A 16,755-nucleotide genomic window follows, 5' to 3' on the forward strand; every position below is an offset into this window, starting at 1 on the left:
AATATCATAGCGGACTTTTTTAATATGGAATATATAGAGCTATTTACGCCTTACCGTAATCATGCTCATCTTGCCATTTTTTGAGTTCTGCCCATTTTCCTAGTGCTGCCATTTCTGCTTGCATAGGCCATGTCCCTGGGCGATGTATTTCATAGCGTTTTCCACCAGAATTAAGTACTTCCTGGCACTTCTCTACAGAGGTGCTTGCTAGTGCTGCCCATGTTTTAATATCGTGATTATGGAAGAGCTCTGAGATTTTTGGACCTATACCTTCTACAATGGTGAGGTCATTCTCTCTTACTTTTTTCTTCCCGTAGGCACCTTTTGCAACTGCTGCATCAAACGGTACGCCTATAATACCTATAGATGGTGATGGTTCACTAGTATTTGTATTTTCAATAACTGTTTTACTTGTAGCTGCCCCTGCCGCAAATGAACTTGCGATGCTCGCGGTACTAGTTGCCGCCAAGGGAGCTTTTTTTGCTAGACTAAGCTTAGACTCACTTGAAGCTAAATCTGCCTCTAAGGATGCAGTTTTACGAGTACACGCATCTAGATCTGCTTGTAGAGATGCTGTTTTACGCTTGCAATCTTCAAGATCTGCGCTGTAGTCTATTGTTTTATTAGTACTACTGCCAAAAAGGCGACCCAATAAATATCCTAAAATACCGCAGATGACACCCGCGATGAGTGGCCATATCCAGCAAGCTATGTTTGAAAAATCCATAATTATTTTGTTTTTGGTCTGTTAGTTTAATGTGATGACTGCGCGTCTATTTTTATTACGTCCCTCCTCGGTATCATTTGTTTCAATAGGGCTGCGCTCTCCTTTTGAAACTGTTTTAATTTTTGATCCCGGAATACCGTTGTTTGCGAGGTATGCCTTAGCAAACTCTGCTCTTTCTAATCCTAATCTATCGTTAGTTGTGAGGCTACCTTGACTATCTGTGTGTCCTTCTACAGTGATGGTTGCACCTTCTTTTTTATCTAGATAACGGCTTATGTTTCCTATTTGTAAGCGTTGTTTCTCGCTTAGCGTTACAGAGGCTTCTCCATAATCGAAGTACAATACTAGTGGGTCTGCTCTTAGGCTATTCTCTATGTCTTGTAGTGCCGTATTAGTAGCATCAAGATCTCCATTTGCCTGATTAAAGATCCTGTATTCCATAGGACCTTTGTACACGTTGTTATCAGGAACTAGTGATGAGCGTAGTTCTCCATACGTATTAATGCGGCTAGAAGAAATTCCTTGATCAACAAAATAGTTTTTTACAGAATTAGATCTCGCAAGTCCAAGATCTGCAAATGCTGAGGTGTTTTTTTCTCCACTGTCATAATATCCTGTGATGTCTATCATTTTATCTTCATTACCTGTGGTCTCAAAGTATGTTTTGAGCTCAGCTACGCCATCTGTAACCTTCCCAGAAATAGGAGGTAGTATTGAAAATGATGAGGTGTTGAAGTTAAAATTGTCATTGCTTGTAAAAGCAAAATTACCGTCAGGTCCTTTAAGGTTAAAGGCCATTGAGGTTGCTACTTCTGGAGTAGCTACTGCAGGAGGATTGTCAATAGTTTTTTCTCTTTGATTGTTTTGCAAATCACTATTTCCAGTGGTGTTGCAACAAAAAATCCATGCGAGAATCATACAAATAACAATCGTAAGCAGCATACCTAGTAGGTATCCCGTTTTCTTACTCATTTGGTTGTTTTTTAGGTGATTACTGTTTCTTAAAGTTAGTTAAAATATTAACACTTACAACTTTTTAGGTTTGATATTCAGCAGATTATGTATTTCCCCGATAATTTTAAGAGATTAATCGAGTAATAATTATCAAGTTCAAGCGCAAAACGTAGGTTATATACTGTTTTGCTTATTGTGAGAAGAGTGGGCTTGATGTGTTCAATTTTCGCGAAAGCGCATAAAAAAACCGCTTCCTTTAATGGGAAACGGTTTTGAAAATAAGTAGTTACTTAAAAGATATAGTCTCTTATAAGTCAAATTTAATTCCTTGAGCAAGCGGTAGCTCGGTTGTGTAATTAATAGTGTTAGTCTGTCTTCTCATATATACTTTCCAAGCATCTGATCCGGACTCGCGGCCTCCTCCAGTGTCTTTCTCACCACCAAAGGCTCCACCTATCTCTGCACCAGAAGTACCTATGTTCACATTTGCAATACCACAATCTGAACCGGCAACGCTTAAGAAACGCTCTGCCTCGCGAAGATTGTTAGTCATAATAGCAGACGAAAGTCCTTGTGCAACTCCGTTTTGAAGCTCTAAGGCTTCCATTACATCTCCTTTGTATTTTAATAAGTATAATACAGGAGCAAAAGTCTCGTGCTGTACAATCTCATAATCATTACTAGCCTCTGCAATCGCTGGCTTTACGTAGCAACCGCTCTCATAACCTTCTCCACTAAGAACACCACCCTCTACAATAAGGTTTCCACCTTCTGTAACTACACGTTCTAGTGCGCTGTTGTAATTAGCAACTGCATCTGTATCAATTAATGGTCCTACGTGATTATTTTCATCAAGAGGGTTACCTATGCGCAACTGGCCATATGCTTTTACAACGGCGTCTTTTACTTTGTCATACATACTCTCATGTATAATAAGACGTCTAGTAGATGTACAGCGTTGTCCAGCAGTTCCTACAGCGCCAAAAACAGCGCCAATTACTGTCATTTTAATATCTGCGTCTGGAGTTACAATGATTGCATTGTTTCCTCCAAGTTCTAGTAGTGAAGTTCCTAGACGTCCTCCTACAGTTGCAGATACCTTTTTTCCCATACGAGTAGAACCCGTAGCAGAAATAAGAGGGACACGCTTATCTGTAGTCATCATTTCACCTACTTTGTAATCTCCATTTATAAGGCACGAGATACCTTCTGGCATATCATTAGCTTTAAGAACTTCGGCGATTATGTTTTGACAAGCAACACCACAAAGCGGTGTTTTTTCTGATGGTTTCCATACACATACATCTCCACAAACCCAAGCAAGTGCTGTGTTCCAAGCCCAAACAGCCACAGGAAAGTTAAATGCCGAAATGATACCAACCACACCTAACGGGTGGTACTGTTCATACATTCTATGTCCAGGACGCTCCGAGTGCATTGTAAGACCGTGTAACTGTCGAGAAAGACCTACTGCAAAGTCACAGATGTCTATCATCTCTTGTACTTCACCTAGTCCTTCTTGATATGATTTACCCATCTCATAAGAAACGAGTTTACCTAATGGTTCTTTAACCTCACGAAGCTTGTTTCCAAACTGACGTACCATCTCTCCACGTGCTGGAGCTGGCATTGTTCTAAAGTCTTTAAACGCTGCAGTCGCAGAGGTCATTACTTTCCCGTAATCTTCTTTTGTGGTAGTTTTTACTTTACCTATTAACTGTCCATCTACTGGAGAGTAAGATTCGATAATGTCACCATTACCAAAACTTTTTTGACCTGTAGAGGTTCCTTCATTTATATCTGAAATGCCAAGTATTTTAAGCGCTTCGTCCATTCCAAAATCTTTTGCTACTGTGCTCATAGTTTTTTGAATTATTGAGTGAAGAAAACATACATAGCGATCTTACTCAATGGTTAATAATTTCTTTAATATACACCTGCTGCAATAGAGGTGTTGTCCTGAGTCAAATCTAAGGATAATTCAAAGGCTTCCATAAAAAAGGGCGTGTTATTAAACACACCCTAAAAATTATTCTGTTTTTTTACTAATCTGTAGTAAATCGCTCATCTACTTCCATAACGGTTCCGCAGTTATTGCAAGTTCTATGTTCTAAACTTCCGTAAAAATCTTTAAAGTGTCCTAAAAAGTCTTTTTCAATATCATTAAGCTTGAAGAAAACTTCGTATAATTTATGATTACAGTTATCGCAGAACCATAATAAACCATCCTTACCATCAAGGTCTACTCTCTTGCGTTCTATCACGAGACCTATAGAGTTTTCATGCCTAACGGGTGAGTGTGGTACACCAGCGGGGTGCAAATACATATCACCAGGACCTAGGTGCATAGTGCGCTTTACTCCTTCATCTTGTACGTGCACTTCAATAGTACCTTCTATTTGAAAAAATAGTTCTTCGGTCTCATTGTAGTGGTAGTCTTTACGAGCATTTGGGCCACCTACAATCATTACGATATAGTCACCTGCGTCTTTGTATAAGTTCTTATTGCCTACGGGTGGCTTGAGGAGATCTCTGTTTTCCTCAATCCACTTATTTAAATTAAACGGTTGTTGAATTGCCATAATCTTATTCTTTGTATAAAAATACAATTTATAGAAGTACGCTTTCGCGAAAGCGTAAAAAAACAACCCCGTCTACTGTTGTAAACGGGGTTGATAATCAAAACTGATTTGGGGGTATCTTTTTATCGTATAAATAATTGTGTATAATATGGTATTCCTGTTTCTGTCATTACGATGCCTACACCTGTATGTGTGTAATCTCCTTCTATTGCTTGCTTGTGCGCAGGGCTGTTAAGCCATCCTTCTAGAACTGATTCTGCATCTCTAAACCCATAAGCAACATTCTCGCTCACCATGTCTGCCCCATTTTCTTGCAATATAGCAGCACGCTCATAAAAGTTATCATGACTAGCAGCATTTTGAGCTACCATATAACTAGAGTGTCCTACGGCAAGGTTTTCTGAATCTGTGTGCCATTGCAGTGCATTGAGACCTAGAGATGCCCTATAGTCATTAAGTACATCAAGTACCTCTTCGGCAAGCTCAATGTTGTTTTCTACTTCAATAGTAGTTTCTAAATTTGCAAGAGTATCTATCTCTGTAGATTCTTCGCTGGTGCACGCGCTTAGGAGGCACAACGCAACTAGTGCGTATAAAGTTTGGCTAATCAATTTCATAATTTGGGGTTATGAGTTTATTATGACTGCAATATAAAACTATTTTGCACTTAAACGTATATTTTGTGTATTTAATCGATGAAATACACAAAAAAAGTTGATTTGTAAGAAATTTCAAAGAATATACTGTGTATTTCATCGATGTTTTTAAAAAGTGCGGTTCGTTTTACAGATTCTTTCTCCTTATATTTAGACACTTACAAAATCGTAATCTCTATGAAAAAATTAGTTTTTGGCATTATTTCGTGTTTTTTAATCATGTCTTGTGACATGCCAGTTAAAGAAGAAGCTTCTAAGGAATTTGAAAATACTATCCCTGCAGATCAAAATTTTGGTCTTGTTATACATGGAGGAGCTGGTACTATTCTTAAAAAAAATATGACAGATTCACTAGAAAAAGCATATCGTCTTAAACTAGAAGAAGCTACAAAGGCTGGTCATAAAATTCTAGACGATGGTGGAACTAGTATGGAAGCCGTAACAGCAGCTATAAATATTATGGAAGACAGTCCTTTATTTAATGCAGGAAAAGGTGCTGTTTTTACACATGATGGTACAAATGAGCTTGACGCAAGTGTGATGGATGGTAAGACGCTTAATGCGGGAGCCATCTCTGGAGTAACAACAGTAAAAAATCCTATTGATCTTGCAGTAGCCGTTATGGATAAGTCTGAACATGTGATGCTAAGTGCAAAAGGAGCAGAGCAATTTGCAAAAGAGCAAGGACTAGAAATTGTAAATCCTTCCTATTTCTATACAGAAAGGCGCTTCCAGTCATTACAGAAAATAATAGATAAAGAAAAAACACAACTCGATCATGATGATGATAAGAAGGTGGCATTTATGGATCCTTTTATAAAGGATAGCAAATTTGGAACCGTAGGTTGTGCGGCGCTAGATAAATATGGTAACCTAGCTGCGGGAACTTCAACAGGAGGAATGACTAACAAACGTTACAATCGTATAGGTGATGCTCCTATTATAGGTTCTGGTACATATGCAAATAATGCTACGTGTGCAGTAAGTAGTACAGGGTGGGGAGAATTTTTTATACGTGCGCAGGTAGCTCATGATATTTCGGCAATGATGGAATATAAAGGAGTAACGCTCCAAGAAGCGGCTAGCGAAGTTATCCAAAAGAAAGTTCCAGCTTTAGGTGGAGATGGAGGAATTGTAGCAATCGATAAAGACGGTAATGTTGCGATGGAATTCAACACTGCGGGAATGTACCGTGCTCATATGAATGCTACCGGAGACCTAGACATTAAGATTTATAAGAATAATTAAAGAATACTAACCTCATAATATGGACAACTGAGCTTTGAGCTCAAGTATCTAGCAAGTATATGGAAAGAGCTTGTCCCGAGTGTGGAGATAAAATCATAGGACGCGCAGATAAAAAATTCTGTAGCGACTCATGCCGTAATTCGCACAACAATAATCAAAATAAGGACTCAAAAAATATTATGCGCAATACTAATAATGTGTTGCGCAAGAATTATCGCATCTTAGAGCGTCTCAATCCAGAAGACAAAACAAGAACGACCAAGTCTAAGCTTAATGCAGCTGGGTTTAACTTTAATCTATTTACTAGTATTTATACTACAAAAGCAGGTACGGTGTATTACTTTGTGTATGATCAAGGCTACTTACCGCTTGACGGTGATTTTTATGCGCTTGTGAAGCGCGCATAACATTACAGCATACTCTCAATTTTTAAATTAATTATGACCTACCACATAGAAACAGAACACCTAATCTTACGCGAGGTTCGAATAGAAGATACAGGAGACATGTATCGATTAGATAGCGATGCGTTGGTACATGAATATTTAGGTAAAAATCCTATTACGTGTATGGGTAAGGCAAGAACCTACGTAGATTATATACGCATGCAATATGAAACCTACGGTATAGGTCGCTGGGCAGCGATAGAGAAAAGCACAGGAAATTGGATAGGGTGGATAGGACTCAAATATAACTTTGAGCAGGAGATGAATGGCCACACTAACTTTTATGATATAGGCTATCGTTTTATGCCTGAGTATTGGGGTAAAGGTTATGCAACCGAATCTTCAATCGCGGCAAGAGATTACTTTTTTGAACATTTTCCAAATACAAAACTCTGCGGCATGGCAGAGTTAGGGAATAAAGCATCTTGCAGAGTACTAGAGAAGATAGGCCTCGAGCGCAAGAATAATTTTATATATGAAGCCCAGCAAGTAGAACTCGCTTGGTTTGAAAAGACAGTGTAATACGTTATTTCCAGGTTTGACCGTTGAGGGCTAGAGCAGCTTTAAGAACATCTTTTTGGCTTATCTGCCCTACAAGCTTGCCGTTTTCTACAATAGGAAAACGTCTGTGTTTTGACTCCAGAAATTTATTTGCTGCATCAAAAACATTCATATTACCATCTATCGTATCCACATTAGTCACCATGTGATTAGACACCTTCATATTATCCATAGGCATATTGTAGTAGCGGCTTTCAGAAATTTGCTTCATACAGTCACCTTCAGAGATAATACCCAGTAGTTCGTTATTTTCATTAACCACGGGACCACCAGAAATCTTGTGTTTAATTAAGTTGTTCATCACTTCAAGTACCGATTGATCAGGAGAAAAAGTAATGAGCTTTCGGCTCATGTAATCACTTACCTTAATGTCTGTAGCGCTGCTTTTGGTGTCCTTTGCGCGCTTACCCATAAAACTTTTAATTGCCATAACTTGCTGATTTTGTTCTCTTAAAGTTAGTGATTTAATTTTAATCTCTGAGGTTACGCTTTCGCGAAAGCGTACTCAAGCTCATAAATTCGTATTTTACAAGCACCAAACCAATAGATTGCCTTCTCAATGAAACGTTTATCCCATATTATTTCATTTATTCTAGTGTTGTTTTTAGTATTTGTGAGCTTTTACTCACTCATGCCTAAGACTATAAGTGATAAAGAAACTCCGCTTACAGAATTTTCTACGGCAAGAGCATTATCACATTTAAATGTAATCTCAGCAAAACCGCATTTTGTAGGTACAGCGGCACATACAGAAGTGCAACAATATATTGTACAAGAACTTCGCAAGCTTGGTCTAGAGCCGCAAGTACAAGAAGGTTTTGTAAATGAGGAATGGAATGGATACAGTAATCTTACAAAGCCTCAAAATATCCTAGCGCGCATAAAAGGAAGTGGTGATGGTAAGGCACTATTACTTATGTCACATTATGATAGTGCGCCACACAGTGCATCTCATGGCGCAAGTGACGCAGGTTCTGGTGTGGTAACCATACTAGAAAGTGTAAGAGCTTACCTTGCTAGTGGTGTCACTCCTGTAAATGATATAATAATCTGCATCACAGACGCCGAAGAAATTGGCTTAGATGGCGCTCAGCTTTTTGTAGATGAGCATCCATGGGCAAAAGACGTGGGACTGGCCCTCAACTTTGAAGCACGTGGTAGTGGTGGTCCTTCTAATATGATTGTAGAGACTAATCACGGTAATAAAAATCTCATTAATGGATTTATGGAAGCAGGAGTGGAGTATCCCGTAGGGACTTCATTAATGTATAGTATTTACAAAATGTTGCCTAATGATACGGACTCGACGGTCTTAAGAGAAGATGGTGATATCGACGGTTTTTTCTTTGCATTTATAGACGACCATTTTGACTATCATACGGTAAATGATACTTTTGAAAACTTGGATCGCAAGACTCTAGAGCACCAAGGAAATTATTTAATGCCATTACTCAAGCACTTTGCAGCTGCAGATCTTACCAACATAAAGTCTGATGAAGATTATGTGTACTTTGATGCTGCAGTGGCCAACTTTGTTGCATATCCATTTTCATGGATCTGGCCTATGGTAGCAATTGCAATTGTTCTGTTTATAGCATTGCTAGTTTATGGATTTAAAAAGGAACAATTGAGGAGAAAATATGTTGCTAGAGGTTTCAGCACTTTCTTCCTTACATTAATCTTAGGAGGAGGGCTTTTTTATCTATTATGGGAGTTATTAAAGTATGTATATCCTAGTTATGAAGACATGTTGCCTGTTTTTATCTATAATGGTCACTGGTATATTATTGCCTTTGCGTTACTAGGTTTTAGTTTATGCATGGGTATTTATCATAGGCTCACCGTGGCACAAAACACGGCAAGTAATATGGTAGCTCCACTCATGATGTGGCTCGTTATCAATATAGTTGTTGCCGTTTATTTAAAAGGCGCTGCCTTTTTTATTATTCCTGTATATTTTGGATTAATTGCTTTTTATGTGCTTATAGCGCAGCGTAAGCCTAGTGTGTTGTTACTTGTATTACTGTGTGCTCCAGCTATATTTTTATTAGCTCCTCTAGTACAGTTCTTTCCTGTAGGTTTAGGACCAGATATGCTCTATGCGAGTGTAATCTTTTTGACACTCCTTTTTGGATTAGTATTGCCAGTATTTGGTTTATATAGAAACAAGAAGTTCTTAGCATATTTGAGTTTGCTAGGAGCGCTCGTTTGTTTTGGGATTGCACACATGAACTCAGATGCTGCCGTAGATCGTCAAGCACCTAATAGTCTTATTTATTATCAAAATACAGATACAAATCGAGCATACTGGGCAACATATAATAAGTCACTTGATGACTGGACCAAAGGATATCTAGGCGAAAACCCAGAGCAAGCTGCTATGTACATAGGTAATGCTGCAGGTAGTAAATACAATACTCCATATACCTATGCAAAGGAAACTGCTGTAATCGATTTACCAGAAAGTACGGTGCAGCTAGATAAAGACACGCTGGTAGATGGGTTGAGGTATATGACACTTACAGTCACACCTAATCGTACTGTGCATCAAATGCGTATGTACACAGCTATAGAAACTCCTTTACAGCATATCTCTTGGAACGGCGTTGCTGTAAAAGCAGATAGTACTGAGACGCTTTATAAGAAAAGAGGTAGTAAAGGTATTTTAAGTTATTACAGAGGGAAAAATGACAAGCTGGAGTTTAAATTTGCCGTGCCAGAAGGTGTAAATCCTAAATTTACGCTCAAGGAGTTCTCGTACGATTTATTAGAAAACCCAAAATTTACAGTTTCGGCGAGGCCTAATACTACGATGCCAAAACCATTTGTACCTAACGATGCTATCATAGTAGAGCGTACGATTGATATTGCTGAGTACGCTTTCGCGAAAGCGAAAAAGGATACCATCAACACTGGTGTAGAAGAGTAATGTAATTCTCGATAAGAGTATAGAAGTAGCTAATTATTATAGCTGCTGCTGAAGATTTAAACGAAAAACCCTAGTTATTGCTAGAAAATAGATGAATAAAAAAATTACAATTGCAGGTTTAGGGTGGCTTGGTAAAGCACTTGCCACGAGGCTCCAGCTTATGGGGTACACGGTAAAAGGAAGTGTAACAGATGCAGAGAAGGCAAAAGATCTTACGAGAAGTAATATCGCTGCATATCCCGTAATAATAGCAGAAAGTGGTGTCTCAGGCTTAGTAGAAACTTTGCTTGCAGATACAGATGTGCTACTCATTATGATCCCGCCAGGTTTGAGAAAGAACACAGGTGCAAATTATGCTCTTAAAATGGCGCATTTTCTACATGTGATTGAACGGTCTGAGGTTAAAAAAGTGATTCTTATAAGTAGTACTTCTGTTTATGATGATGCTCAAGGTAAGGTGACAGAGAAAGATGCACCACAACCAGATACAAATGCGGCTAAGCAGTTATATGATGTAGAACAGATATTCTTTAACACGCCGGCTTTTGAGACAACGATTGTTCGTTTTGGAGGATTGTTTGGTGGTAGTAGAAACCCTGTGAGGTTTCTTGCTGGACGAAAGGGACTCACTAATGGTGATGCTCCAGTTAATATGATACATCGCGATGACTGCATTGGGATTTTGACTGCGATAATCAAGCAAGATGCCTTTGGTCACATTATAAATGCGGTGTCCCCTAATCATCCTACAAAAAAAGAGTATTACACAAAACAGGCTATTGAGTTAGGTCTCGAGCCACCAGAATACACTGAAGAAGATTCCTTATCCTTTAAGCAGATAGATAGTATCACGGTAGACAGTGTTTTAAATTACGAGTTTACAGTACAGCTTTAATAACGAAAGCAATAAGCATAAAAAAACCGCCTCGATTGAGGCGGTTTTTGTTTTCGCGAAAGCGAGTATATTATATTACCAGATGCGAACTCTCTTCTCAGGAGCTAGGTAATTTGCATCTCCTTCTTTAATATCAAAAGCTTCGTAGAAAGCATCAACATTTAATAAAGGTTGTACCGCACGTACCATTCCTGGAGAGTGTGGATCTGTTTTTACTTGTGTTCTTAATGCTTCATCACGGCTCTTAGTTCTCCATACTGTTGCCCAAGACATGAAGAAACGTTGCTCAGGAGTAAACCCGTCAATGTTTTCTGGACGTCCATTCTCTGCATAGTATTTCTGTAATCCATCATAAGCTCCAAGTACACCACCTAAGTCACCTATGTTTTCACCTAGCGTGAATTTTCCGTTTACGTAAACGCTATCAAGTACCTCTACAGCGCTGTACTGCTCTGCAAGTGCATTACCACGAGTTGTAAATGCCTCAAGATCTTCGGCAGTCCACCAGTTTTTTAGGTTTCCATCTGCGTCAAAACGTGATCCGCTATCATCAAAAGCGTGAGAGATCTCGTGACCAATTACAGCTCCAATTCCTCCATAATTTACAGCCTCATCTGCCGTATAGTTATAAAATGGAGGTTGAAGTATTGCTGCTGGAAATACAATCTCATTGTTAAGTGGATTGAAGTAAGCGTTTACCGTTTGAGGAGACATTCCCCACTTAGACTTATCTACTGGCTCGCCTATATCATCATAATTTTTAAGTTGGCCCCATTTACCTACAGCCGTCATATTCTCAAAATACGTTTTATCTGCCGCTACGTCCATTGTTGAGTAATCTTCCCACTTATCTGGATATGCAATCTTAACAGTAAATTTATCAAGCTTCTCGATAGCTTTTTCTTTAGTTTCTTCACCCATCCAGTCTAATTTTTGGATACGAGATTTGTAAGCATCAATAACGTTTGCAATCATTGTTTCTGCTTTTGCCTTTGCTTCTGGCGGGAACTTAGCATCTACATATAACTGTCCTAGCGCTTCTCCTACAGAACCATTTACTGTTGCTAGTGCACGCTCATCTGCTGGACGTTGTTTTTTTGCACCGCTTAAGTACTTACTGTAAAACTCCCAATTTGCAGTTTCTATTTCTGTACTCAATCTGCCTGCAGAACTATTAAATGTATCCCAACGAACTAGCGTTTTGATATCTTCAAGAGAAGTTTTTTTAAGGAATGTATCTAGAGCCTCAGTATATTTTAATTGTGTCACAAGAAGCGTGTCAAAATCTTTCTTAATACCAAGATCTGCAATCATCTTTTTAAGATCTATAGATGTGAGCATCTCATCTGCCTGTGCGATAGAACGTGGGTTGTTAAAGTTACGAGCGTCACGGCTCTCTACTTTATCTAATCTTGGAGTAGCTAGTGCAGTTTCCATTGCAAGGATTTTATCGGCAGCGGCAGTTGCATCTGCTTCAGAATCTCCTAGCATTTGAAGCATGCGTGAGATATGTTTTACATATTCTACACGAATTTCCTTAGACTTACCATCTTCTAATAGGTAATAATCACGATCTGGTAGACCAAGACCATTTGCACCTAAGTACACAGTGTTCATAGAGCTATCATTAAGATCTGCTCCTGCTCCTATACTTAAAAAAGGTGATGATACAGCAGGGTTAGTAGCTAGTACTGTCTGTAATTCATTTAAGTTAGTTACACCAGCAATTGCATCTAGTGCAGGTTGTAGCGGTGTAAGCCCAGCTTTATTGCGTGCTACGGTATCTAGCTTAGTATTATAAATTGCCAGCGCTTTTGCTTGGTCTGTTCCGGCAGTGTATTTTCCGCTTTTTTCAGCCTCTGCAAGTATTTCCAAAACATCTGCATCTGTAGCTTTACGCAGTACAGAAAATCCTCCCCAGCTAGTGCGGTCATCTGGAATTTCAGTGTTTTTCATCCAAGATCCATTTACATAATTGTAAAAGTCTTGATTAGGAGCAACCGTAGTATCCATATTCTCTAGTACAATACCAGGAATTTTTTCAACTTGAGCTGTCTCTTTAGTTTCTTCTGTCTTACAGCTTACAAGCGTAAGAGCACAAGTAGCCACGATTGCAGCCGATTTATAGAGTTTCATAGAGTAACGTTATTAGGTTATTTTGAATAGGACGAAATTAAATTTTAAATGTTACATAAACAATCAAAAAAGCCCTCTGAGAAGAGGGCTTTTGTAATTATTTTAAAATTAATTTTTGAGTAATTTGTTGTTTGTCAGTGTTTAGTTTAATGAGATATAAACCTGATGCAAAAGTGCTCATGTCAAGTGGGTAATTACTTGATCCCTGAGGCATATTAAACTTTTTAACAACAGACTTCCCCAATATATCAAACACCTCTATAGATAATGATTCTTGCGCAGGCCACTGTATATTAAATATAGCGGTAGATGGATTTGGGTAGATACTTAGTCCTTCTAGTACGGTATCGTCAATAGAAAGCTGTTCAGCCCCAATTCGTAAGTCATCTATTACAACACCTTCTCTAATTTCTGCTTGGTCAGAATGAAATACAAACCTAAAAATCATACTAGTTTCTGATGCAAATGCACTAAGATCGTAGCTATAATCATTAAATAATGCGCTAGTTCCTGTCCATTGTGCTCCAGGGCAATTAAAACAGTTAGTGTCTGGAAGGGTATCACTATTATACCAGTTAGGATCATTTGCTGTACCTAGAATGTTCCAAGAAGATCCGTCATCAAGAGTATATTCTACATACATAATATCCCAATCTAATTCTAATTCGAAAGCCATTTTGAAAGATAGTTCTGGTATTTCTAAGGATGAAATGTCATAACATTTAGTAGTAAGATACTCTTTAATGTTATTTCCATGGTCACCACTTAGATTAGTAGCATAAACATTCTGACCTGATGCAGCTTGATTTAATAAAGTTCCACTAGGAATTCCTCTCTGCCATGTTTGTCCAGAAGTGTCGCAATTCGCATTTGCATTGTCCGTAAGAACAAGTAAATCGCTCGCTGATGTTTCAAAATCATTTACTACATAGATTTCACCTACTTCATTTATAGCTATAGAAGTTCTTTTCTCATTGTTACCATCCACTTGATCACCATCAATACTTATTTGAGCAATAAGTTCATAGGTTCCAACAGGCAGACCTAATATAGGAAGCTCTAGAGTAACTTCTTCTTGAGAATCTAGATTACCTGTCCATTGCATTGTGTTTTGAATGCCACCAGCCTCGTAGTTAATAGTCGCTTCAGTTATAGGAGAAGTACCGTTATTTCTAAATGTAATGTCAGTAGGATTTTCTCCGCATGATATGACTTGATTATTTAGAGGAGATAAAAATGTAACAGACACGTCAGATGTTAAAGCTTGTGTTTCAATATCTGTTTGCCAAATGCCACGTCCGTATGTTCCTGCGGTAAGCACACCATTAAACTCATTTACATCTAAGTCACGTACTGCTGTATTAGGTAACCCATTATCAAATCTAACCCAATCAGTAGTAGTATCATCATACTTCCAAACGCCAAGCGCAGTTCCTAAAAACAATGGATTTTCAGAGTGATTACTTTGATGTTTAATAACTAATTTAGGTACTTCTGGTAGTGAACCAGTAATATCATTTACCGTGATTTCATCATCTGTTAGTGTTCCTTCGTATACTTTACCCGCCGTTCCTCCGGTAACAATATAAAGTATGTTACTATCACCATGTTTTACTTCTAATGAAGAAATAAAGTCTGGAAATGCTCTTAATATTGTAAAATTGACACCACTATTTAAACTCCTATATAAGGTGCCATTAATGGCAACATACATAATCGAAGCATCATTAGGATCAGTTTGCAGTAGGTCAATTTCTGTATTAAATGTACTTGAACGTTGAACCCAAGTATTAGAGCAAAAATCTAGTTCATATACACTTCTATAACCTGCATATAAACGTTTGTCTTTAGCAAAAGCAAGAGGTGTTATCCAATTTCCGTCCTCTGGAGACGTAAATGAGCCAGAAAGTGAAGCACCTCCATCATTTGAGAAGAAAGGTCCGCCACCGGACTGTATGAACCCATATACTTTCGATGGATCATTTGGATCATAAACATTCTCCATTCCATCCGCTCCGTAATAGTTTTGCCACATACCATTTTTGCGAGCATAACCACCATTATCTTGAAGCCCCCCAGAGATAATAGAAGCATCTTCTGGTGCTACATCAATTCTATAAAACTGGCCAATAGCTAGACCATCTGTATGACTAGTAAAGTTTACTCCTCCATCATCAGAACTATAAAATCCTCCATCACTTCCGCAATAAAGAGTTCCATTGACAAACCTTAAATTGTGTATATCTGCGTGTGTATATGAAGGTGAATTAGGATCATTCCAATTATTTAATTTTGTAAAGCTTGCTCCACTATTTGTAGATTTCCAAACATTGAGTATACCTGTATAAATCTCATTTTCATCAGTATCTGATACCGCAAAAGCAAAGTCAAACCAAGCCTGAGTACTTTCAAAAATATCTTGTCCTCCCGTAAAAGTTTGAGTAAAAGAATCTCCGCTATCTGATGACTTGAAGATGGTTCCAGAACCAAACGAATTATCTGATCTAAAAACGTACAAAACATCTGGATTTGCTGGAGTTACGTCAATTACTAATCTAGCTGCTCCAATAATAGTACCTGTTGAAATACTCGTCCAATTATCTCCTCCATCAATTGTTCTATAAACTCTAGATGCATCTGCTGCATACAGTACATCCGAACTTCCAGGTTTTACCTTTAAATCATCAAACTCACCGCCGATTACATTATCCCAGTTTGCACCACTATCTACTGTTTTGAAAATACCAGTACTTGTAGCAACCCATAATGTTTTACTATCTGCAGGATCTAAGTATATTTCATTCATAGTCGTTGGACTATTGCTCTCATTAAGACCCGTAGTGCTCCATGTAGCTCCGCCATCTGTAGATTTCATAACACCTATACTTGTTGAGTCTCCGGCATCATCATCACCAGTGGCGATATATATGATATTAGTATCGGTAGGATCGATAGCAATACCAGAAACCCCTATTTGAGGAAGTTGATCTGTAAGTGGGGTCCAAGAGTCTCCAGCATCTGTAGATTTCCAAATTCCTCCTGCAGGTGTTCCTACGAAGAGTGTATTTGGATTTGTAGGATCTACTGCAAATGCATTAACACGTCCCTGACCAGCAGACCAAGAGCCAGTATTAGTGTGTGTAAGTGGACCTATGTTTCTCCAGTCGCTGTCATCTGCTTGCGTAGACCTTGATTGACTATTAATTTCTTGCCAAACATCCCAAAGTTGCTTTTGTGACATGACAGTGCCATCTTCATTCAGGTAATTTGCATACAGAGATTCCCATCTTTTAAAAGGCTTATAACCGCTTCCTTTGACTGTTTCATCTTTTCCTTCCCAGTAGGCATCAAAGGAGTCAACAATTTCTTGAAAAGTAGGTTCTGTGCTTCGATTAGAATCATTAAACGGCGCCATCCATGGTGCAGTCGATCCTATTTGAGCATTGGTCATAAATGTGACCAAACATAGTGTAAAGAGTAGTAGTTTTTTCATAGTTTATTTTATTAAGCATCAAATATAATACGCATAGTCATTTTTGCATAATTATATCGATGTAAAATACTTAAAAAGCTATGGAAAACACAACAAACAGGCTCTTAGGGTGAGATTTTAACAATGAA

Annotated in this window: 13 protein-coding genes; 5 read left to right on the forward strand and 8 right to left on the reverse strand. The window is 38.4% G+C overall.

Features of this window, described 5'->3' with window-relative positions:
* Positions 1-43 precede the first annotated feature (43 nt).
* The 5 genes from ACJJVU_RS02310 to ACJJVU_RS02330 all read right to left on the reverse strand — a co-directional run bounded on the left by ACJJVU_RS02310 (position 44) and on the right by ACJJVU_RS02330 (position 4,880).
* Complete coding sequence (locus ACJJVU_RS02310; RefSeq protein WP_405221853.1) at positions 44-727, reverse strand: hypothetical protein; 684 nt, start codon at positions 725-727, stop codon at positions 44-46.
* A gap of 21 nt (positions 728-748) precedes the next feature.
* Entirely contained in the window at positions 749-1,699 is a 951-nt protein-coding gene (locus tag ACJJVU_RS02315) for an OmpA family protein (protein ID WP_405221856.1), read from the reverse strand.
* Positions 1,700-1,988: 289 nt separating this feature from the next.
* On the reverse strand, positions 1,989-3,542 hold the full coding sequence (locus tag ACJJVU_RS02320) for an aldehyde dehydrogenase family protein (RefSeq protein ID WP_405221859.1): 1,554 nt from the start codon (positions 3,540-3,542) through the stop codon (positions 1,989-1,991).
* A 184-nt stretch (positions 3,543-3,726) separates the two neighbouring features.
* A complete protein-coding gene (locus ACJJVU_RS02325; RefSeq protein ID WP_339846323.1) occupies positions 3,727-4,263 on the reverse strand; it encodes a 3-hydroxyanthranilate 3,4-dioxygenase in 537 nt (178 codons plus the stop codon).
* Between the two features lie 122 nt (positions 4,264-4,385).
* The gene (locus ACJJVU_RS02330; RefSeq protein ID WP_298323589.1) at positions 4,386-4,880 is read right to left on the reverse strand and encodes a CAP domain-containing protein; all 495 of its coding nucleotides are present in this window, start codon (positions 4,878-4,880) and stop codon (positions 4,386-4,388) included.
* A gap of 216 nt (positions 4,881-5,096) precedes the next feature.
* Here ACJJVU_RS02330 and ACJJVU_RS02335 point away from each other — a divergent pair, with 216 nt between their 5' ends.
* The 3 genes from ACJJVU_RS02335 to ACJJVU_RS02345 are packed head-to-tail and all read left to right on the forward strand — an operon-like array spanning position 5,097 to position 7,135.
* Positions 5,097-6,167 (forward strand): isoaspartyl peptidase/L-asparaginase family protein, encoded by a 1,071-nt coding sequence (locus tag ACJJVU_RS02335; protein WP_405221863.1) that lies wholly within the window; start codon positions 5,097-5,099, stop codon positions 6,165-6,167.
* Positions 6,168-6,226: 59 nt separating this feature from the next.
* Positions 6,227-6,574, forward strand: a complete 348-nt coding sequence (locus tag ACJJVU_RS02340) for a hypothetical protein (RefSeq protein WP_405221866.1) — start codon at positions 6,227-6,229, stop codon at positions 6,572-6,574.
* A gap of 33 nt (positions 6,575-6,607) precedes the next feature.
* Positions 6,608-7,135 (forward strand): GNAT family N-acetyltransferase, encoded by a 528-nt coding sequence (locus ACJJVU_RS02345; protein ID WP_405221869.1) that lies wholly within the window; start codon positions 6,608-6,610, stop codon positions 7,133-7,135.
* A gap of 4 nt (positions 7,136-7,139) precedes the next feature.
* Here the strand turns inward: ACJJVU_RS02345 and ACJJVU_RS02350 are convergent, their stop codons facing one another.
* On the reverse strand, positions 7,140-7,604 hold the full coding sequence (locus tag ACJJVU_RS02350; protein WP_013750774.1) for a CBS domain-containing protein: 465 nt from the start codon (positions 7,602-7,604) through the stop codon (positions 7,140-7,142).
* Between the two features lie 129 nt (positions 7,605-7,733).
* Between ACJJVU_RS02350 and ACJJVU_RS02355 the strand changes: the two genes are divergently transcribed.
* Positions 7,734-10,103, forward strand: coding sequence for a M28 family peptidase (locus tag ACJJVU_RS02355; RefSeq protein WP_405221871.1), 2,370 nt, complete (start codon positions 7,734-7,736; stop codon positions 10,101-10,103).
* A gap of 91 nt (positions 10,104-10,194) precedes the next feature.
* Positions 10,195-10,998, forward strand: coding sequence for an NAD(P)H-binding protein (locus ACJJVU_RS02360; RefSeq protein ID WP_405221873.1), 804 nt, complete (start codon positions 10,195-10,197; stop codon positions 10,996-10,998).
* A 75-nt stretch (positions 10,999-11,073) separates the two neighbouring features.
* Here ACJJVU_RS02360 and ACJJVU_RS02365 read toward each other — a convergent pair whose 3' ends face one another.
* Together ACJJVU_RS02365 and ACJJVU_RS02370 are read right to left on the reverse strand one after the other, a co-directional pair.
* Positions 11,074-13,134, reverse strand: a complete 2,061-nt coding sequence (locus ACJJVU_RS02365; RefSeq protein ID WP_405221876.1) for a M13 family metallopeptidase — start codon at positions 13,132-13,134, stop codon at positions 11,074-11,076.
* A gap of 97 nt (positions 13,135-13,231) precedes the next feature.
* Positions 13,232-16,627 (reverse strand): T9SS type A sorting domain-containing protein, encoded by a 3,396-nt coding sequence (locus ACJJVU_RS02370; protein ID WP_405221879.1) that lies wholly within the window; start codon positions 16,625-16,627, stop codon positions 13,232-13,234.
* Positions 16,628-16,755: the final 128 nt, after the last annotated feature.

The organism is Dokdonia sp. Asnod1-B02, from assembly GCF_045063955.1.
Lineage (GTDB): Bacteria > Bacteroidota > Bacteroidia > Flavobacteriales > Flavobacteriaceae > Dokdonia.